General features: G+C 70.5%; 13 protein-coding genes and 1 tRNA gene. 10 read left to right on the forward strand and 4 right to left on the reverse strand.

The genetic code is table 11. The features are described from left to right. Positions 1-360: 360 nt before the first annotated feature. From gltB to IE177_RS25380, 4 genes are all read left to right on the forward strand, one after another. Entirely contained in the window at positions 361-4,959 is a 4,599-nt protein-coding gene (gltB, locus tag IE177_RS25365; RefSeq protein ID WP_190017735.1) for a glutamate synthase large subunit, read from the forward strand. Continuing rightward, on the forward strand, positions 4,952-6,415 hold the full coding sequence (locus IE177_RS25370; protein ID WP_190017736.1) for a glutamate synthase subunit beta: 1,464 nt from the start codon (positions 4,952-4,954) through the stop codon (positions 6,413-6,415). Before gltB ends, IE177_RS25370 begins: the two co-directional genes overlap by 8 nt. 248 nt (positions 6,416-6,663) lie before the next feature. Continuing rightward, positions 6,664-7,401: a vWA domain-containing protein gene (locus IE177_RS25375; protein ID WP_190017737.1), complete on the forward strand. Its 738-nt coding sequence runs from the start codon at positions 6,664-6,666 to the stop codon at positions 7,399-7,401. A 28-nt stretch (positions 7,402-7,429) separates the two neighbouring features. Then, positions 7,430-8,215, forward strand: coding sequence for an SDR family oxidoreductase (locus IE177_RS25380; RefSeq protein WP_190017738.1), 786 nt, complete (start codon positions 7,430-7,432; stop codon positions 8,213-8,215). A gap of 235 nt (positions 8,216-8,450) precedes the next feature. Here the strand turns inward: IE177_RS25380 and IE177_RS25385 are convergent, their stop codons facing one another. Further along, entirely contained in the window at positions 8,451-9,335 is an 885-nt protein-coding gene (locus IE177_RS25385; RefSeq protein ID WP_190017739.1) for a hypothetical protein, read from the reverse strand. 183 nt (positions 9,336-9,518) lie between these two features. Here IE177_RS25385 and IE177_RS25390 point away from each other — a divergent pair, with 183 nt between their 5' ends. The 4 genes from IE177_RS25390 (at position 9,519) to IE177_RS25405 (ending at position 15,529) form a co-directional block, all read left to right on the forward strand. Further along, the gene (locus tag IE177_RS25390) at positions 9,519-9,851 is read left to right on the forward strand and encodes a chorismate mutase (protein WP_190017740.1); all 333 of its coding nucleotides are present in this window, start codon (positions 9,519-9,521) and stop codon (positions 9,849-9,851) included. Between the two features lie 120 nt (positions 9,852-9,971). Further along, positions 9,972-12,464: an aminopeptidase N gene (gene pepN / locus IE177_RS25395; protein ID WP_190017741.1), complete on the forward strand. Its 2,493-nt coding sequence runs from the start codon at positions 9,972-9,974 to the stop codon at positions 12,462-12,464. A gap of 279 nt (positions 12,465-12,743) precedes the next feature. Further along, positions 12,744-14,099 carry a pyridoxal phosphate-dependent decarboxylase family protein gene (locus tag IE177_RS25400; RefSeq protein WP_190017742.1) on the forward strand — a complete coding sequence of 452 codons (1,356 nt, stop codon included), beginning with the start codon at positions 12,744-12,746 and terminating at the stop codon, positions 14,097-14,099. After that, positions 14,096-15,529, forward strand: coding sequence for a lysine N(6)-hydroxylase/L-ornithine N(5)-oxygenase family protein (locus IE177_RS25405; RefSeq protein ID WP_190017743.1), 1,434 nt, complete (start codon positions 14,096-14,098; stop codon positions 15,527-15,529). Before IE177_RS25400 ends, IE177_RS25405 begins: the two co-directional genes overlap by 4 nt. 74 nt (positions 15,530-15,603) lie before the next feature. Here the strand turns inward: IE177_RS25405 and IE177_RS25410 are convergent, their stop codons facing one another. Next, positions 15,604-17,409 carry a bifunctional metallophosphatase/5'-nucleotidase gene (locus tag IE177_RS25410; RefSeq protein ID WP_190017744.1) on the reverse strand — a complete coding sequence of 602 codons (1,806 nt, stop codon included), beginning with the start codon at positions 17,407-17,409 and terminating at the stop codon, positions 15,604-15,606. 248 nt (positions 17,410-17,657) lie between these two features. On the opposite strand from IE177_RS25410, the gene pyk reads away from it, so the two are divergent. Next, the gene (gene pyk, locus IE177_RS25415; protein ID WP_190017745.1) at positions 17,658-19,094 is read left to right on the forward strand and encodes a pyruvate kinase; all 1,437 of its coding nucleotides are present in this window, start codon (positions 17,658-17,660) and stop codon (positions 19,092-19,094) included. An 11-nt stretch (positions 19,095-19,105) separates the two neighbouring features. Here the strand turns inward: pyk and IE177_RS25420 are convergent, their stop codons facing one another. Then, entirely contained in the window at positions 19,106-19,894 is a 789-nt protein-coding gene (locus tag IE177_RS25420) for a helix-turn-helix domain-containing protein (RefSeq protein ID WP_190017746.1), read from the reverse strand. 80 nt (positions 19,895-19,974) lie between these two features. Then, positions 19,975-20,057, reverse strand: a tRNA-Leu gene (locus IE177_RS25425). Between the two features lie 101 nt (positions 20,058-20,158). On the opposite strand from IE177_RS25425, the gene IE177_RS25430 reads away from it, so the two are divergent. After that, positions 20,159-20,818 (forward strand): ANTAR domain-containing response regulator, encoded by a 660-nt coding sequence (locus tag IE177_RS25430; RefSeq protein ID WP_190017747.1) that lies wholly within the window; start codon positions 20,159-20,161, stop codon positions 20,816-20,818. Positions 20,819-20,926: the final 108 nt, after the last annotated feature.

A 20,926-nucleotide genomic window follows, 5' to 3' on the forward strand; every position in this document is an offset into this window, starting at 1 on the left:
CGCATAAGTACCCGTTACTCGCTGGTTTCGATCGCGTGACCACCGGGCATGAGCCGTAAGCGCTGCGGGCAACGACGCCCGCCGCACCCCCGAGGGGCGGGCCGACGAGGCCCCTCCCGCCCCTGACGGGCCGAGGGACACCGATCCGACCGATCTCGTCCGCAACGGCCCCCACACACGTTCGCCGCCCCGCGCGGCACCCGCCACGGACCCCCGTGGTGTCCGCATGCTGGAACGGAGTATCCGGTTCCCGACGCCCGATCCATCATGTAATCTGCACGAAATTTTGCACCCCACGCAGAGGGCCAACGTCGTCCCTCGGCACTTGCCACATGCCACATGACGACGACGGGAGAGCCGATGCGTACGCCGCGCCAGCCGTCCCAGCACTCCGAGAACGGCCAGAACTGGTCGTTCATGGATGCTCGCCCTGCTGCGCAGGGTATGTACGACCCCCGCAACGAACACGACGCCTGCGGCGTCGGTTTCGTCGCCACCCTCACCGGCGAGGCGTCCCACACGCTGGTCGAACAGGCACTCACCGTCCTGCGCAACCTGGAGCACCGCGGTGCCACCGGCTCCGAGCCCGACTCGGGCGACGGCGCCGGCATCCTCTCCCAGGTCCCCGACGCCTTCTTCCGTGAGGTGGCCGGATTCGACCTCCCCGCCGCCGGCTCCTACGCCGCCGGAATCGCCTTCCTGCCGGAGGAGGGGACCGAGGACGCCGTCTCGCGCATCGAGACGATCGCGGCCGAGGAGGGCCTCACCGTCCTCGGCTGGCGCGCGGTCCCGGTCGCCCCCGAGCTGCTGGGCGCCACCGCCCGCTCCACCATGCCGGTCTTCCGCCAGATCTTCGTGGCCGACGGCACCACCGAGGGCATCGCGCTCGACCGCAAGGCCTTCGTGCTGCGCAAGCGCGCCGAGCGGGAGGCGGGCGTCTACTTCCCGTCCCTGTCCGCCCGCACGATCGTCTACAAGGGCATGCTGACCACCGGCCAGCTCGAGCCCTTCTTCCCGGACCTGTCCGACCGCCGCTTCGCCTCCGCGATCGCGCTCGTGCACTCCCGGTTCTCCACGAACACCTTCCCCTCGTGGCCGCTCGCGCACCCCTACCGCTTCGTCGCGCACAACGGTGAGATCAACACCGTCAAGGGCAACCGCAACTGGATGCGCGCCCGTGAGTCCCAGCTGCTCTCGGACCTGTTCGCCCCCGACGACAAGGCCATCGAGCGCATCTTCCCGGTGTGCACCCCCGACGCCTCCGACTCCGCGTCCTTCGACGAGGTGCTGGAACTGCTGCACCTCGGCGGCCGCTCGCTGCCGCACTCCGTGCTGATGATGATCCCCGAGGCGTGGGAGAACCACGACTCCATGGACCCCGCCCGGCGCGCCTTCTACCAGTACCACTCCACGATGATGGAGCCCTGGGACGGCCCCGCCTGCGTCACCTTCACCGACGGCACCCAGGTCGGCGCCGTGCTCGACCGCAACGGCCTGCGCCCCGGCCGCTACTGGGTCACCGACGACGGCCTCGTCGTCCTCGGCTCCGAGGTCGGCGTCCTCGACATCGACCCGGCCAGGGTCGTCCGCAAGGGCCGCCTGCAGCCCGGCAAGATGTTCCTCGTCGACACCGCCGAGCGCCGCATCATCGAGGACGACGAGATCAAGGCGTCCCTCGCCGCCGAGCAGCCCTACGCCGAATGGCTGGAAGCCGGCGAGATCGAGCTCGGCGACCTGCCCGAGCGCGAGCACATCGTCCACACCCACGCCTCGGTCACCCGCCGCCAGCAGACCTTCGGCTACACCGAGGAGGAGCTGCGCGTCATCCTCGCCCCGATGGCCCGCAGCGCCGCCGAGCCGATCGGCTCCATGGGCACCGACAGCCCCATCGCCGCCCTGTCCGAGCGCCCGCGGCTGCTCTTCGACTACTTCACCCAGCTGTTCGCACAGGTCACCAACCCGCCGCTCGACGCGATCCGCGAGGAACTGGTCACCTCCCTGCGCAGCTCGCTGGGCCCCCAGGGCAACCTGCTCGACCCGACCGCCGCCTCCTGCCGGTCCGTCGTGCTGCCCTTCCCGGTCATCGACAACGACGAGCTCGCCAAGCTCATCCACATCAACGCCGACGGCGACATGCCCGGCTTCAAGGCCGCGACCCTCTCCGGCCTGTACCGGGTCTCCGGCGGCGGCGAGTCGCTCGCCGCCCGCATCGAGGAGATCTGCGCCGAGGCCGACGCCGCCATCGACAACGGCGCCCGCCTGATCGTCCTGTCCGACCGGCACTCCGACGCCGAGCACGCGCCGATCCCGTCGCTGCTGCTCACCGCGGCCGTCCACCACCACCTCATCCGCACCAAGCAGCGCACCCACGTGGGCCTGCTGGTCGAGGCCGGCGACGTCCGCGAGGTCCACCACGTCGCCCTGCTCATCGGCTACGGCGCCGCCGCCGTCAACCCCTACCTGGCCATGGAGTCGGTCGAGGACCTGGTCCGCGCGGGCACCTTCCTGTCGGACATCGAGGCCGAGAAGGCCATCCGCAACCTGATCTACGCCCTCGGCAAGGGCGTGCTCAAGGTCATGTCCAAGATGGGCATCTCCACCGTCGCCTCCTACCGCGGCGCCCAGGTCTTCGAGGCCGTCGGCCTCGACGAGAACTTCGTCGAGAAGTACTTCAACGGCACCGCCACCAAGATCGGCGGCGTCGGCATCGACGTCATCGCCAAGGAGGTCGCCGCCCGCCACGCCAAGGCCTACCCGGCCTCCGGCATCGCTCCCGCGCACCGCGCGCTGGAGATCGGCGGCGAGTACCAGTGGCGCCGCGAGGGCGAGCCGCACCTGTTCGACCCCGAGACGGTCTTCCGCCTGCAGCACTCCACGCGCACCGGCCGCTACGACATCTTCAAGAAGTACACCGACCGCGTGAACGAGCAGTCCGAGCGCCTGATGACGCTGCGCGGCCTGTTCGGCTTCACCTCCGGCCGCGCCCCGATCCCCATCGACGAGGTCGAGCCCGCCAGCGAGATCGTCAAGCGCTTCTCCACCGGCGCCATGTCGTACGGCTCCATCTCCAAGGAGGCGCACGAGACCCTCGCCATCGCCATGAACCAGCTGGGCGGCAAGTCCAACACCGGCGAGGGCGGCGAGGACCCCGACCGCCTGTACGACCCGGCGCGCCGCTCCTCGATCAAGCAGGTCGCCTCAGGCCGCTTCGGCGTGACCTCCGAGTACCTGGTCAACGCCGACGACATCCAGATCAAGATGGCCCAGGGCGCCAAGCCCGGCGAGGGCGGCCAGCTGCCCGGCCACAAGGTCTACCCGTGGGTCGCCAAGACGCGTCACTCGACGCCGGGCGTGGGCCTCATCTCCCCGCCGCCGCACCACGACATCTACTCCATCGAGGACCTCGCCCAGCTCATCCACGACCTGAAGAACGCGAACCCGCAGGCTCGGATCCACGTCAAGCTGGTCTCCGAGGTCGGCGTCGGCACGGTCGCCGCGGGCGTCTCCAAGGCGCACGCCGACGTGGTGCTGATCTCCGGCCACGACGGCGGCACCGGCGCCTCCCCGCTGACCTCGCTCAAGCACGCGGGCGGCCCCTGGGAGCTGGGCCTCGCCGAGACCCAGCAGACCCTGCTGCTCAACGGCCTGCGCGACCGCATCGTCGTGCAGACCGACGGCCAGCTCAAGACCGGCCGCGACGTGGTCATCGCCGCGCTGCTCGGCGCCGAGGAGTTCGGTTTCGCGACCGCGCCGCTCGTCGTCTCCGGCTGCGTCATGATGCGCGTCTGCCACCTGGACACCTGCCCGGTCGGCATCGCCACCCAGAACCCGGTGCTGCGCGACCGCTTCGCCGGCAAGGCCGAGCACGTGGTGAACTTCTTCCGCTTCATCGCCGAGGAGGTCCGCGAGCTGCTCGCCGAGCTGGGCTTCCGCTCCATCGAGGAGGCCGTCGGCCACGCCGAGGTCCTCGACGTCCAGCGCGCCGTCGACCACTGGAAGGCGCAGGGCCTGAACCTGGAGCCGCTCTTCCACGTGCCCGAGCTGCCCGAGGGCGCCGTGCGCCACCAGCTCGTCGAGCAGGACCACGGCCTGGAGAAGGCCCTGGACAACGAGCTGATCAAGCTCGCCGCCGACGCGCTCGCCGCCAACGACGCCACCGAGGCACAGCCGGTGCGCGCCCAGGTCGCCATCCGCAACATCAACCGCACGGTCGGCACCATGCTCGGCCACGAGGTGACGAAGAAGTTCGGCGGCGCAGGCCTGCCCGACGACACCATCGACATCACCTTCACCGGCTCCGCCGGCCAGTCCTTCGGCGCGTTCCTGCCGCGCGGAGTCACCCTCCGCCTGGAGGGCGACGCCAACGACTACGTCGGCAAGGGCCTGTCCGGCGGCCGGATCGTCGTCCGCCCGGACCGCGCGGCCGACCACCTCGCCGAGTACTCCACCATCGCGGGCAACACCATCGGCTACGGCGCCACCGGCGGCGAGCTGTTCCTGCGCGGCCGCACCGGCGAGCGGTTCTGCGTCCGCAACTCCGGCGCGCTGGTCGTCTCCGAGGGCGTGGGCGACCACGGCTGCGAGTACATGACCGGCGGTCACGCGGTCGTCCTCGGCCCGACCGGCCGCAACTTCGCGGCGGGCATGTCCGGCGGCATCGCCTACGTCATCGACCTCGACCGCCACAACGTCAACGCCGGCAACGCCGCGTCGGTCGAAGCGCTGGACGACACGGACAAGCAGTGGCTGCACGACGTGGTGCGCCGCCACGCCGAGGAGACCGGCTCGACCGTCGCCGCGAAGCTGCTCGCCGACTGGGACACGGCCGTGGAGCGCTTCAGCAAGATCATCCCCAGCACGTACAAGGCAGTGCTCGCCGCCAAGGACGCCGCCGAGCGAGCCGGTCTCTCCGAGACCGAGATCACCGAGAAGATGATGGAGGCGGCGATCAATGGCTGACCCGAAGGGCTTCCTGAACCACGGCCGCGAGGTCGCCAAGACCCGTCCCGTCGGTGAGCGCGTCAAGGACTGGAACGAGGTCTACGTCCCCGGCTCCCTGCTGCCGATCATCAGCAAGCAGGCCAGCCGGTGCATGGACTGCGGCATCCCGTTCTGCCACAACGGCTGCCCGCTGGGGAACCTGATCCCCGAGTGGAACGACTACGCCTACCGCGAGGACTGGGCCGCCGCCCAGGAGCGCCTGCACGCGACCAACAACTTCCCGGAGTTCACCGGCCGCCTCTGCCCGGCCCCCTGCGAGTCGGCGTGCGTGCTCGGCATCAACCAGCTGCCGGTCACCATCAAGAACGTCGAGGTCTCGATCATCGACAAGGCGTGGGAGACCGGGGACGTCGTCCCGCAGATCCCCGAGCGCCTGTCCGGCAAGACGGTCGCGGTCATCGGCTCGGGCCCGGCGGGCCTGGCCGCCGCCCAGCAGCTGACCCGGGCCGGCCACACGGTCGCCGTCTACGAGCGCGCGGACCGCGTCGGAGGCCTCCTGCGCTACGGCATCCCCGAGTTCAAGATGGAGAAGCGCCACATCAACCGCCGCATCGAGCAGATGCGCGCGGAGGGCACCCGCTTCCGCACCGGCGTGGAGATCGGCCGCGACCTGGGCGCCCGCGACCTCAAGAAGCGCTACGACGCGGTCGTCATCGCCGCCGGCGCCACGACCGCCCGTGACCTCCCGGTCCCCGGCCGCGAACTCAAGGGCGTCTACCAGGCGATGGAGTACCTGCCCCTGGCCAACAAGGTCCAGGAGGGCGACTACGTCACCACCCCGATCTCGGCCGAGGGCAAGCACGTCGTCGTCATCGGCGGCGGCGACACCGGCGCGGACTGCGTGGGCACCGCCCACCGCCAGGGCGCGGCCTCCGTCACCCAGCTGGAGATCATGCCCCGCCCCAACGACGAGCGGCACGCCACCAGCCAGCCCTGGCCGACCTTCCCCATCCTGTACAAGGTCACCTCGGCCCACGAGGAGGGCGGCGAGCGGATCTACTCCGCCTCCACCACCCACTTCGAGGGCGACGAGGACGGCAACGTCCAGTGGCTGCACCTGGCCGAGGTCGAGTTCACCGACGGCAAGCTGAACCGGAAGCCGGGCACCGAGCGCAAGATCCCGGCCCAGCTCGTCACCCTCGCCATGGGCTTCACCGGCACCGACCGGGAGAACGGCCTGGTCGAGCAGTTCGGCCTGGAGCTCGACGAACGCGGTAACATCGCCCGCGACGCCGACTTCCAGACGAACGTCCCCGGAGTGTTCGTCGCCGGTGACGCCGGCCGCGGCCAGTCGCTGATCGTCTGGGCGATCGCGGAGGGCCGCTCGGCCGCCCGCGGCGTAGACCGCTTCCTGACCGGAGCCAGCGACCTGCCGGCCCCGATCCGCCCGACGGACCGCTCCCTGGCGGTCTGACGGGCCCACCGAGAACGTCCCGTACAAAGGCGTACGGAACACAGACGGCGCCTGCCCACCTGTCCCCGACCGGACTCTTGGGCAGGCGCCGCCGCACGTCCGCCCCCCGGCACCCGCCGGGTCAGCGGTCCGCGCCAGGCACTCGCCGCGAACCCCTGCGCCGGCCGACGGCGTGCACCGCATGCGGGAAGATCCCTCGGGACCCGTTGATCACGTAGGCTCTGGCCCCCGACAGCCGAGGGGGGACCATGGCCGCGATCAGTCTGCGCAAGGTGCAGGAGACGGCGCCCGCACTCGTGGGCCCCTACCGGTCGGCCGGAGTGAGCCTGCGCAAGCACGGCCTCGACGGACTGCGCGCCGCCGTCTACCTCGTCATCGACCACTCCGGCTCGATGCGGCCCTACTACCGGGACGGCAGCGTGCAGGCGCTCGCCGACCGGGTACTGGGCCTGTCCGCACACCTGGACGACGACGGCCGGGTACCGGTCGTGTTCTTCTCCACCGGCATCGACGCGGTCACCGACATCGCCCTGAACGACCACGAGGGCCGCATCGAACGGATAGCCCGCGGCCTCGGACACATGGGCAGGACCAGCTACCACCTGGCCATGGACGCCGTCATCGACCACCACCTCGACAGCGGCGCCACCGAGCCCGCCCTGGTCGTCTTCCAGACCGACGGCGGCCCGGTCAGCAGGCCCGCCGCCGAACGGTACCTGTGCAAGGCGTCGAGACTCCCGCTGTTCTGGCAGTTCGTCGGCTTCGGCGAGCCGGGCAGCCGCCAGTTCGACTTCCTGCGCAGACTCGACGAACTGCCGGTGCCCGGCAGGCGGGTTGTGGACAACGCCGGCTTCTTCCACGCCGGCGAGGACCCACGGCGGATCCCCGACGCCGAACTGTACGACCGCCTCGTCGGCGAGTTCCCGAAGTGGCTGGCGGCCGCCCGTGCCGCAGGCATCGTCCGGCCCGAAATCGCCCTGCCCTGAAACGCGTCCGGCGAGTTAGCGTGACCCCATGACAAGCGTCGGGATCCCGCCCTACTTACCCGGGCACGGACTGCTGAAGGGGCGCACCGCCGTCATCACCGCCGCGGCCGGCGCCGGCATCGGCGGCGCGACGGCACGCCGGTTCCTGGAGGAAGGCGCGCGGGTGCTCATCAGCGACGCCCACAAGCGCCGGCTGGCCGAGCACGAGGCCGAACTGACCCGGGAATTCCCGGGCGCCGTGGCCGCCGTACCGTGCGACGTCACCGACGAGGAGCAGGTACGCGCCCTGTTCGACACGGCCGTCACCGAACACGGACGACTGGACATCGTCGTCAACAACGCCGGACTCGGCGGCACCTCGGAACTCGTCGACATGACCGACGAACAGTGGACCCGCGTCCTGGACGTCACGCTGAACGGCACCTTCCGGTGCACCCGCGCGGCCCTGCGCGTCATGCGGGAGTCCGGAACCGGGGTGATCGTCAACAACGCCTCCGTCATCGGCTGGCGCGCCCAGGCCGGACAGGCCCACTACGCCGCCGCCAAGGCCGGCGTGATGGCGCTGACCCGCTGCGCGGCGATCGAGGCCGCCGCCTTCGGCGTGCGGGTCAACGCGGTCGCCCCCAGCCTCGCCATGCACCCGCACCTGGTGAAGGTCACCTCCGCCGAAGTGCTGGAGGACCTCACCACCAAAGAGGCCTTCGGACGGTACGCGGAGCCCTGGGAGGTGGCCAACGTGATCGTCTTCCTGGCGTCCGGCTACTCCTCCTACATGACGGGCGAAGTCGTCGCCGTCAGCAGCCGCCACCCCTGAAAGCACCCCGGCCGCGCGCCGACCCCGGTCTCCCGCCGGCCGCGCGCTTTCCGTCCCGCCGGACCCGTGCTTCGCCTCTCGGCCGACCGAGTCGGGTGGTGGGTGGGCGAGGACGGGGGTCCGGGGGCGGAGCCCCCGGTGCCCACGCACCGGCCCCGGCCCACGCACCGGCCCCGGCCCACGCACCGGCCCCGGCCCACGCACCGGCCCCGGCCCCTGCGAAAGCGCCGCAGGCCTACGTGTCGCACTCCAGCACCGACCGGCACAACCCGCACCGCGCCCGCACCCGCCCCCCGACCGGCACCCTGATCCGCTGGTGACAGGTGGGGCACGGGAACGACACACGCAGGGGGCCGCCGGACGGATCGGGCGTGAAGGCGTACACGGCCGCGGGCCGCGCACCGGTGGCGTGCCGCCGGTCGTGGGCGTACCGCCGCCGGCCCGCCCAGCCCGCCCCCGTCAGCGGCGGCTGCCGCTCGTCCTCGCGGGCCAGGGCCATCCCCTCGACGTACGCGGCGTACGCCTGCGGGCTCGTGAACCACACCGACGGGTCCTCACCGAACAGCAGGGCCCGCTTCGCCAGGACGTAACCGAACTCCTCCGGGGTGAGATAGCCGAGCTTCTGCGACGAGACCCCGTCCTCCCGGTAGGCGTCCAGCAGCAGCCAGCCCGCGCCCAGGTACGCCGTCACCGTGTCCGTGAGGATCTCGTTCTCCGCCGTGCGCCCGAACGCCAGACCCAGACGGTGCAGGTAGACGTGGGCCACCTCGTGCGCGAGCGCCGCCCCGATGTCCCCGCGATGCGTACGGAAACGGTCGTTCAGCTCGACGAAGTACTCGGGACCCGCCGTCAGCTCCACGTTCGCCGCATGCGTCATCTCCCGGAACCCCACGATCAGCCGGGCGTCCGGCAGCCGGAAGTGCCGCACGATCTGACGGGCCACGCGCTGCGCACCCAGATGCAGGTCGTCGGTGTCGCAGAAGGCCACGTCCGCCGGGGCCACGCTCACCGAGAACGTCTGCACCGTGTCCCGGGACAGGCGCCTGTACAGCGCCGTGACGGCCTCCCGCACCGTCTCCAGATGCGGAAAGCCGTGCTCGACCGGGCCGCCGTTCGCCACGCCCGCACTCCCGAAGACGCCGGAACCCCCGGTCCCACTGTAGGACGCCGGACGACCACCCACCCGCACCGGCCGGCGACCGCGTCCCCCGCCGCGGCGCCCGTGCTCCCCGCCCCGCCGACCCGCCATCCAGTCCCCGGACACCGAACGGACACAGCCCGGCAACCCCCTAGGGTTGCGCCCATGACCACCAGCAACACCGGCACCGGCGACGTGGACCCCGAGGTCCGCCAGGAACTGGCTCGGCTGCGCGACAGCATCGACAACATCGACGCGGCCGTCGTCCACATGCTCGCCGAACGATTCAAGGCCACCCAGCAGGTCGGCAGACTCAAGGCCGTGCACCAGCTGCCCCCCGCCGACCCGGCCCGCGAGGCCCGGCAGATCGAGCGGCTGCGCCGCCTCGCCGAGAGCGCCAAGCTCGACCCGGCCTTCGCCGAGAAGTTCCTGAACTTCATCATCGCCGAGGTGATCCGGCACCACGAGCGCATCGCCGAGGACACCAACGGGCACTGAACCCGGCCACCCCGGCGAAGCCCGGCACGATCACCACCGGACGGGGGGCGCGTACCGGACAAACGCCGTGTACCGGTCCGCCCCTGTGCGGTACCGCCCTCATCAGGCAGCATGGCCTGCATGTCCGTACTCACGCGCGATGAGGCGCAGCTCCGAGCACAGTTCCTCGACGTCCACCGCTACACCGTCGACCTGGACCTCACCACCGGTGAGGAGACCTTCGACTCCCGCACCGTGATCCGGTTCACCGCACGGTCCGACGGGGACACGTTCGTCGAACTCAAGCCCGTGGAGCTGCGGAGCGTCACGCTCGACGGCCGGCCCCTCGACCCCGAGTCGGCCACCGACGGCCGGCTGCCGCTGAAGAACCTCACCGCGGGCGAGCACGAGCTGCACGTCGACGCCGTCATGCGCTACTCCCGCACCGGCGAGGGCATGCACCGCTTCACCGACCCCAGCGACGGCGAGACCTACGTCTACACCCAGATGTTCATGGACGACGTCCAGCGCGTCTTCGCCGCCTTCGACCAGCCCGACCTCAAAGCCGTCTTCGACGTCCGCGTCAAGGCACCCGAAAGCTGGACCGTCCTCTCCAACGGAATCACCGAACACCGCGGCGACGGCCTCTGGCAGGCCGCCACCACCCCCCTCATCTCCACCTACCTCGTCGCCGTCGCCGCCGGCCCCTGGCACTCCGTACGCACCGAACACCGCGGACTGCCCTTCGCCATCCACTGCCGCCGCTCCCTCGCACCCCACCTCGACACCGACGCCGACGAAATCCTCGACATCACCCGCGCCTGCTTCGACCGCTACCACGAGAAGTTCGAGGAGCCGTACCCCTTCGACTCCTACGACCAGGCCTTCGTCCCCGAATTCAACGCGGGCGCCATGGAGAACCCCGGCCTGGTCACCTTCCGCGACGAATTCGTCTACCGCTCCGCCGTCACCGACACCGAACGGCAGACCCGCGCCATGGTCATCGCCCACGAGATGGCCCACATGTGGTTCGGCGACCTCGTCACCCTCAAGTGGTGGGACGACATCTGGCTCAACGAGTCCTTCGCCGAATACATGGGCTACCAGACCACGGCCGAAGCCACCCGGTTCACCGACCCCTGGACCGAGTTCGCCGTCACCCGCAAGGCTTGGGGCTACGACGCCGACCAGCGGCCCACCACCCACCCCGTCGCCCCCGACGCCGTCGACGACACGGCCTCCGCCCTGCTCAACTTCGACGGCATCTCCTACGCCAAGGGCGCCTCCGCACTGCGCCAGCTGGCCACCTGGCTCGGCGAGAAGGACTTCCTCGCCGGCATCAACACCCACTTCACCCGCCACAAGTTCGCCAACGCCACCCTCGCCGACTTCATCGACTCCCTCGCCTCGGCCACCGACCGCGACGTCCACGCCTGGGCCGACAACTGGCTGCGCACCACCGGCGTCGACACCCTCACCCCCGCCGTCACCGCCGCCGAAGGCACCTGCACCCTGACCGCCGACCGCACCGGCAGCCGCCCCCACCGCCTCACCGCCGGCCTCTACGACCACGCCGTCACCGACGAAGGCCGGCTCGAGCTGCGACGACGCCTCGACCTCGACGTACCGCAGACCGACCCCCACCCCATCGGCAAACGCCCCGCACTGCTCCTCCTCAACGACGGCGACCTCACCTACGCCAAGATCCGCTTCGACACCGGCTCCTTCGAAGCGATCCGCAGCTCCCTGTCCGGCCTGCCCGAACCCCTCACCCGCGCCGTCGTCTGGAACGCCCTGCGCGACGCCGTCCGCGACGGCGAACTCCCGCCCACCGCCTACCTGGAGATCGCCCGCACCCACCTGCCGCACGAAACCGACCTCGCCGTCACCCAGGGCGTCCTCGCCTTCGCCTCCACCCACATCGCCGACCGCTACCTCCACACGGCGGACCGCCCGGCAGCCCTCGCCACCCTCACCTCCCTCTGCCGCGACCTCCTGCGACGCACCGAGGACGGCGACCACCCCGGCCTCCGCCTGATCGCCGTACGCCACCTGATCGGCGTCGCCGCCCACCCCGACACCATCGCCGCCTGGCTCGCCGACGGCACCGTGCCCGGCGGACCCGAACTCGACCCCGAACTGCGCTGGCGCATCCTCGCCCGGCTCGCCGTACTCGGCGCCACCGACGAGGCCGCCATCGCCGCCGAGCTCGAACGCGACCCGAGCGCCAGCGGCCAGGAAGGCGCCGCCCGCTGCCGCGCCGCCCTCCCCGACCCGGACGCCAAGCGCACCGCCTGGGAAGCCATGTTCACCGGCGACGACCTCTCCAACTACCTCTTCACCGCCACCGCCCAGGGCTTCTGGCAGCCCGAACAGGCCGAACTGGTACAGGAGTACGTACCGCGCTTCTACCAGGACGCCGTCACCGTCGCCGCCCGGCGCGGCCCCGCCATCGCCGTCGCCGCCGGCAACTGGGCCTTCCCCGCCCACGCCGTCGACACCGAAACCCTGCGCCTCGGCGAAGAATGCCTGCGCGACGCCGACCCCACCCCGGCCCTGCGCCGCACCCTCGCCGACCGGCTCGACGACCTCACCCGCGCCCTGCGCGTGCGCGGCGAAGCGCCCCAGGCGTAACCACACACGGCACGGCCGGTCCCCGCCGACCAGGCGACGGACCGGCCGGCCACCCCTGACACCCGGCCCCGTCCGGCGGAGCGGGCACCCCCGCCGGACCGGCCCACCCCCACGCCCCAACACCCCCTCCGAGCGCGGCAGTACACACTTTCGGGTACTGATCACCAGGCATCCGGGACAACGGACCCCCACCCGTACAAACTGGAAGCCCCCGTACGCGACGGTCCCCGAAGAACCTCCGTACAGAAGCCTCCGCCCCCGCGCCCCGGAGGAAAACCCATGCGCACGCCGCCCCTCGCCTCAGGCCCCGACGGCCCCGACGCCCTGCGCCCCCTCCTCGCCACCGTCCTCGACGCACTCACCGACGGCAACCGCGCACGCGGCGGACCACTACCCGCCGGCGGCCCGCACACCGTCGCCGCACGCATCGCCGACACCCTCGGCGACGCCCTCCCCGACACCGGCGACCCCGACGCCCTGCACGCCCTCGTACACGCCCTCGCCGAAGGCTCCGCCGACCCCGCCGACCCCCTCTGCGCAGCCCACCTGCACTGCCCACCACTCGCCGTCGCCACCGCCGCCGACCTCGCCGCCAGCGCCCTCAACCCCTCCCTCGACTCCTGGGACCAGGCACCCGCCGCCACCGCCCTCGAAGCCGCCGTCACCCGCGCCCTCGCCCACACCACCGGACTCGCCGACGCCCTCGTCACCACCGGCGGCACCGAATCCAACCAACTCGCCCTGCTCCTCGCCCGCGAAACACACGGCCCCCACACCCGGCTCATCTGCGGCGAGAACGCCCACCACTCCCTGCCACGCGCCGCCTGGCTGCTCGGCCTGCCCGACCCCACCGTCGTCCCAGCACCACGCGGCATCCTCGACCCCGCCGCCCTGCACGACACCCTCACCGCCCAGCCCGGCCCCCACCTGGTCACCGCCACCGCCGGCACCACCGACGCCGGCCTCATCGACCCACTGCCCGAGATCGCCGGACTGTGCACCGCCCACGGCGCCCGCCTCCACATCGACGCCGCCTACGGCGGAGGCCTCCTGTTCAGCGACCGCCACCGCGACAAACTCGCCGGACTCGAAGCCGCCCACACCGTCACCCTCGACCTGCACAAACTCGGCTGGCAGCCCATCGCCGCCGGCCTCCTCGCCGTCGCCCGCCCCCGCGAACTCACCGCACTCCACCAGCACACCGACTACCTCAACGCCGACGACGACACCGAAGCCGGATACCCCGACCTGCTCGGCCGCTCCCCGCGCACCACCCGCCGCCCCGACATCCTCAAGATCGCCGTCACCCTCAAAACCCTCGGCCGCACCGGCCTCGCCGACCTGACCGACCAGGTCTGCGCCCGCGCCCGCGAACTCGCCGCACTCATCCACGACCACCCCCGCTTCGAGCTCTACGACCGGCCCGTCATCAGCACCGTCCTCTTCCGGCCCACCGACGCCGACGACACCACCGTGGCCACCATCCGCCGCACACTCCTCCACGAAGGCCGCGCCGTCCTCGGCCGCGCCCGCATGGACGGCCGCCTCTGGCTCAAAGCCACCCTCCTCAACCCCCACACCCGGCCGGACGACCTGGCCCAACTGCTGAAACTCGCAGAAGGAACAACCCCGTGACCATCCCCCCACCCCACCGCGACGCACCCCCACGCGACCTCGTCGGCATCGGCATCGGACCGTGCAACCTCTCCCTCGCCGCACTCGCCCACCCACTCGCCGAACTCGACGCCGTCTTCTACGAACAACGCCCCGGCTTCGACTGGCACCCCGGCCTGCTCATCGACGGCGCCACCATCCAAGTGCCCTTCCTCGCCGACCTCGTCACCCTCGCCGACCCCACCAGCCCCTGGACCTTCCTCAACCACCTCAGAACCCGCGAACGGCTCTTCCCCTTCTACTTCGCCGAGCGCTTCCACATCCAGCGCGCCGAATACGACGCCTACTGCCGATGGGTCGCACAGAACCTGCCCGGCCTACGCTTCAACCACCAGGTCGACGCCGTCCGCTGGAACCCGGAACAGGACCTCTTCGAAGTCGACTACACCCGGCTCGACACCGCCACCGACACCGGCACCCACGGCAACACCCAGGCACGCGGCCGCACCCGCACCCGCAACATCGTCCTCGGCATCGGCACCGCCCCCCACGTGCCCGCACCCCTCGAACCCCTCGCCGACACCCCCACCGTCCCCGTCATCCACGCCGCCGACTACCTCGACCACCGCGACACCGTCCTCACCGCCGGACACATCACCGTCGTCGGCTCCGGACAGTCCGGCGCCGAAATCTTCCTCGACCTGCTGCGCCACCGGCCACCCGGCCACGAAAAACTGCACTGGATCGGCCGCACCGAAGCATTCGCACCGATGGAATACTCCAAACTCGGCCTCGAACACTTCACACCCGACTACACCCGCTACTTCCACGCCCTCGCCGAACCCGTCCGCGACCGGCTCGTCGCCGCCCAATGGCAACTCCACAAAGGCATCGACGCCGGCACCCTCGCCGCCATCCACGACGAGCTCTACCGACGCACCCTCGACGGCGGCTGGCCCGACACCGTCCTCACCCCCGGCGTCCAGGTCCGCACAGCCGGCCGCATCGCCACCAGCCGCATCGAACTCCACCTGGAACACCTCCAGCAAGGCAGCCGCACCCGCCTCACCACCGACGCCGTCGTCCTCGCCACCGGCTACCGCGAACGCCCCCTCGACCACCTCCTCGCCGGACTCGACCCCTACCTGCGCCGCGACAGCAGCGGACGCCCCCGCATCGACGACCGGTTCCGCCTCGTCCTCGACCCCTCGGTCACCGGCTCGGTCCACGTCCAGAACGCCGAACTCCACACCCACGGCGTCGGCGCCCCCGACCTCGGCCTCGCCGCCTGGCGCAGCGCCACCATCCTCAACTCCATCACCGGCAAGGAGCAGTACCCCCTGCCCGCCCGCACCGCCTTCACCACCTTCGGCCTCGAAGACCCCGCCACCCGCACCCCCCACGCCAGGCAGCAGCCCCAGCACCTCACCCCGCTCGTCGGACAGGCCTGACGCACGACCCCGGACACGCCCACGGCGCCGGCACGCGAGCGCCGACGCCGTGAACACAACCCCCCTCAACCCCCTCAGAACACCGGCGTGCCCTCGCGCACCAGCCGCCAGTCCACCGACGCGAAGTCCTTCGGGTCCAGAACACCCTTCGCGGTGACCCACTCCGCGATCCGGGTACGGATCTCCGTCGACTCCGACCACAGCTCCTTGGCCGTCGCCACATGCGGGAACGCACCGCCGCCGTTGGCCCGGTAGTTGTTCACCGCCAGCACGAACTGCTGCCCGTCGTCCAGCACCGCCCCCTTGTACGTCAGGTTCCTGATCCGCGAACCGGCCGGCCGAGACACGTCGATGTCGTACGACAGACCCGACACGTAGTCGTAGTTGTAGTCCGGCCGGCCACCCGCGTTCGTCAGCTTCTCCACGTCCACCGGCGCACCGACGGCCGTCTGCACGTAGTACTCCGCCGAGTACTCCAGGTACGCCCGCACCTGCGCACCCGTCAGCAGCTTCGCCACCAGCGTGTTGTCGTACACGTACAGACCCGACAGGTCCCGGATGGTCACATCGCCCGCCGGGATCTGAGAGGTCCGGGAGAACGGCGAGGCCTGGGCGATCACCGGCAGCGAGGCGTACTCCGTCCCCGCCAGCGCCGCCCCGACCACGTCCTCCTGCACCTTGGTGATCAGGTCGATGATCGGAGCGTCCTTGTAACGGGCGTCGACCGTGGTCAGCGTCTGCGTCGCCCGGCCCACCACCTGGTTGACGTACGCGACGACCTTCCGGTGCTCGTCCGACAGCAACTTGGTGATCTTCGGGTCGTCGGCCACCGCGGCGGAGTCGCGCAGCGACGCCGAGACCGACTCCACCTCCCACCGGCCCTTGCTGAACACCAGCTCGATGTCGAACAGGGTCAGCCGCTCGGCGTAACACAGCGGCTCCGACAGCACCACGGTCTTCCCGGTCTTCTCGTTGACGACCTTCAGCTCCGGGATCTCCAGATGCGCGTGACCCACCAGGATCGCGTCGATGCCCGGCACCAGCCGGGCCACGTTGGCGGCCGCGTTCTCCACGTACGGCACCTGGTCCCCGTACGACGACGTGCCCGACGTACCCGAGTGCGCGGACACCACGACCACGTCAGCGCCCAGCGACCTCAGCCGCGGCACCCACTTGGCCGCCTGCTCCTCCAGACCCTCGAACTTCAGCTTGCCCTGGACGTAGGCCTTGTCCCAGATCGCGATACCCGGGTTGGTCAGACCCAGCACACCGACCTTGACCGGCTTGGCGCCCGGCACGTGGAACGTCTTGATGAAGTACGGCGGGAAGGCGGGCCGAAGCGTCTTCGCGTCGACCGCGTTGGCGCCGAGCAGCGGGAAGTCCAGCTGCTCCTCGAACCGGCGCAGGGTCTCGATGCCGTAGTTGAACTCGTGGTTGCCGAGCGCCGCCGCGTCGTAGCCGATCGCGTTCATAGCCTGCGCCATCGGGTGCACCGGACCGCCCTTGGCGGTGATCGGGTCGACCTTGGCGTAGTAGTACGTCAGCGGCGTGCCCTGGATGGTGTCACCGGCGTCCAGCAGCAGCGTGTTGCAGCGGCCCTTCTCGTCACGCACCTGGTCGACCAGGGTGGAGATCCGGGCCAGCCCCATCGCGTTGCCGGCCTTGTCGGAGTACTCCGCGTCCTTGAAGTAGTCCCAGTTGAAGACGTGACCGTGCAGGTCGGTGGTGCCCATGACGGTCAGCGAGTGCCGCTTCGCGGGGTGCCCGGGCCTGGCCCGCTCCGCCGCCTCGGCCGCCGGAGCCGCCGCCCCGCCGGCGATCGCCACTCCCGCCCCGGTGACGGCGGACTTCTTCAGGAACTTCCGGCGGTTCAACGGCATCTCCCGGTCTCCTCGGCCAGATCAACAACGCGCGTAGATTCTGACCTGGGCATGACCTAACGCAACAGGTCCGGAAGGTTGCGATCTGGTGACCACTTCCCCGGACCCCCACGCGTCACCCCACCGAATCGCTCAAAGGAGCGACCCGTCGCACACTTCAACACTTGTCAACAACCCTTCACGCAAAGGTTGTTGAGACGACATGCGGCCCGGATTCTCTACCCGCCGGTAAGGCCTAGGCTCGAACCATGCGCCGAGCGAAAATCGTATGCACTCTGGGGCCCGCCACCGACTCGTACGACCAGATCAAAGCCCTCGTCGAAGCCGGAATGGACGTCGCCCGCTTCAACCTCAGCCACGGCACCCACGCCGAACACGAGGAGCGCTACCGGCGCGTACGCAAAGCCGCCGACGAAACCGGCCGCAGCGTCGGCATCCTCGCCGACCTTCAAGGCCCGAAGATCCGGCTCGGCCGCTTCCACGAAGGCCCCGTACTCCTCGAACGCGGCGACACCTTCACCATCACCGTCGAAGACGGCGCCCAAGGCGACCGCCACCAGTGCGGCACCACCTACGCCGGCCTCGCCGCCGACGTCACCCCCGGCGAACGCATCCTCGTCGACGACGGCAAGGTCTGCCTCGAAGTCACCACCGTCGACGGCCCCCGAGTACACACCCGCGTACTCGAAGGCGGCGTCATCTCCGACCACAAAGGCCTCAACCTCCCCGGCGTCGCCGTCTCCGTCCCCGCCCTCTCCAAAAAGGACGAGGACGACCTGCGCTGGGCGCTGCGCACCGGCTTCGACATCGTCGCCCTCTCCTTCGTCCGCAACGGCGACGACGCCAAGGACGTGCACCGCATCATGGACGACGAGGGCCGCCGCCTCCCCGTCATCGCCAAAATCGAGAAACCCCAGGCCGTCGCCGACCTCGACGGCATCGTCGCCGCCTTCGACGGACTCATGGTCGCCCGCGGCGACCTCGGCGTCGAAATGCCCCTCGAACAAGTGCCCATCGTCCAGAAACGCGCCGTCAAGCTCGCCAAACGCAACGCCAAACCGGTCATCGTCGCCACCCAGATGCTCGACTCCATGATCGGCAACGCACGGCCCACCCGAGCCGAGGCCTCCGACGTCGCCAACGCCGTCCTCGACGGCGCCGACGCCGTCATGCTCTCCGGCGAGACCAGCGTCGGCACCTACCCCGTCGAGACCGTGCGCACCATGGCCAGGATCGTCACGGCGGCCGAGGAGAACATGCTCGCCGCCGGCCTGCCACCCCTCACCGAACGCAACAAGCCCCGCACCCAGGGCGGCGCCGTCGCCCGCGCCGCCGCCGAGATGGGCGACTTCCTCGGCGCCAAGTTCCTGGTCGCCTTCACCCAGACCGGCGACACCGCCCGCCGCCTGTCCCGCTACCGCTCGCCGATCCCCCTGCTCGCCTTCACCCCCGAACCGGCCACCCGCTCCCAGCTCAGCCTCACCTGGGGTGCGGAAACCTTCCTGGGCCCGCAGGCGGACTCCACGGACGCGATGGTCGACCAGGTCGACGAACTGCTGCTGAAGTACGGCCGCTGCCGGAAGGGCGACGTCGTCGTCATCACGGCCGGCTCCCCACCCGGCGTCTCCGGCGCGACGAACATGGTCCGCGTCCACCACATCGGGGAGGACGACAGCCCGAAGTAGAGGACCGGGGATCAGTGCTTGGGGCCGACGTGCGCGTCGAGAAGGGCCACGTGGGCCTTCTTGGCGACGGAGATGTTGTACGGGTTGCCGTTGCGCGTGCAGTGGGTCCACGTGATACCGAGCTTGTCGAGCGTGTCCGTGTAGAGCCGCCGGATGTCGTCGGACAGGTTGGTGAAGAAGTACCGGGGGTATTCATAGCGCTTGCGCTCACCGGCGACGATGCGAGTCGTCCAGTTGATGACGCGGCACCCGTCGGAATGGAGCAGACCTCGGACGAACTCCCACGGGTGTTCGTCGATGATCTCCTGCTGCCAGGGCTCGAGGGCGATACGCCGCTCGTGTTTCTTGCCGGGACCGTGCTGGGGAAAGAGACACCATATGTGCTTTGAGTACAGCTTGATCTCGCGGCAGCCTTTTCGGCGGACACGGCAGACCGAGTTGTCCGGAAACACGGAGCGCATAGCGCTCGCGCAGGCTTCCATGAGGCCTGGCCATGCTTCATCGCATGCCACGGACAGGCTTGGACAGCGCATCGCCCTGTTCTGAATGATGTGGCCGTCGCCGAGGTAGAGGCCCAGCAGGTAGCTGTATGCAGGCTCATCGAGCTTGCGCCCGTGGCACCGGGGGCATTGGGGGACGGGCCTGCCAGGACACTCACCGCGCTTCGCCCGGTCCTGGTGCTTCCAGTAGCTGATGGTTCCTGGCGGCACCCTGAGCTTGCGCGCCACGTCTGCGTTGCTCGCGCCGTCGCGCAGGAGGGTCAGGGCACGCATTCGTAAATCTGTGCCGTGCTGGTGCATGCGGCCACTCTGTGTCACCGACCCTGACGACACGCGCAAAAAGCGGAGAACCACGCGAACGTGATCCTCCGCTTCGGAGGTGCCGGGTGCGGGATTCGAACCCGCAAGCCCTTTCAGGCAGAGGTGTTTGAGACCTCCGTGTATGCCGTTCCACCAACCCGGCAGGACTGGCTGCACGGAAGCATACCGGGTCACCACAGCTCCCCGCCGCTAGGTAGGCTGCATAGGCAGCAGAACCTGCCCGGCCCGTACCAAGGAGCCCCCGTGACCGCCCCCGAGTCGCCCCAGCCCGTAGACGTGCCCGACGACGACAAGTCGCACGTGCCTCCGCTGACGACCCGTGTCGTCATCGCCGAGGACGAGGCCCTGATCCGGCTCGACCTCAAAGAGATGCTGGAAGAGGAGGGCTACACCGTCGTCGGCGAGGCCGGGGACGGTGAGCAGGCCGTCGAGCTGGCCCGTGAGCACCGGCCCGACCTGGTGATCCTGGACGTGAAGATGCCCAAGCTGGACGGCATCTCCGCGGCGGAGAAGATCGCCGAGGAGTCGATCGCGCCGGTCCTGATGCTCACCGCCTTCTCGCAGCGCGACCTGGTGGAGCGGGCGCGGGACGCCGGTGCGATGGCCTATCTGGTGAAGCCGTTCAGCAAGAGCGACGTGGTGCCGGCGATCGAGATGGCCGTGTCCCGGTTCACGGAGCTGAAGCAGCTGGAGCAGGAGGTCGCCGACCTGACGCTGCGGCTGGAGACCCGCAAGCTGGTGGACCGGGCGAAGTCCGTGCTGCAGACGGAGTACGGGCTGACGGAGCCGGCGGCGTTCCGGTGGATCCAGAAGACGTCGATGGACCGTCGTATGTCGATGCAGCAGGTGGCGGAGGCCGTGATCGCGGACAGCGAGGAGAAGAAGGCCTCGAAGAAGGGCTGAGCGTCGGTCCTTGCGGGCCTTCGCCGCCTGTGCCGCCCGTGCCGCTCGTGCCGCAGTCGTACGGCGAGGCCCGTGCCCCGGAGAAGGGGGCGCGGGCCTCGCCGCGTG

The sequence above is a fragment of the Streptomyces lucensis JCM 4490 genome, from assembly GCF_014650035.1.
Lineage (GTDB): Bacteria > Actinomycetota > Actinomycetes > Streptomycetales > Streptomycetaceae > Streptomyces > Streptomyces lucensis.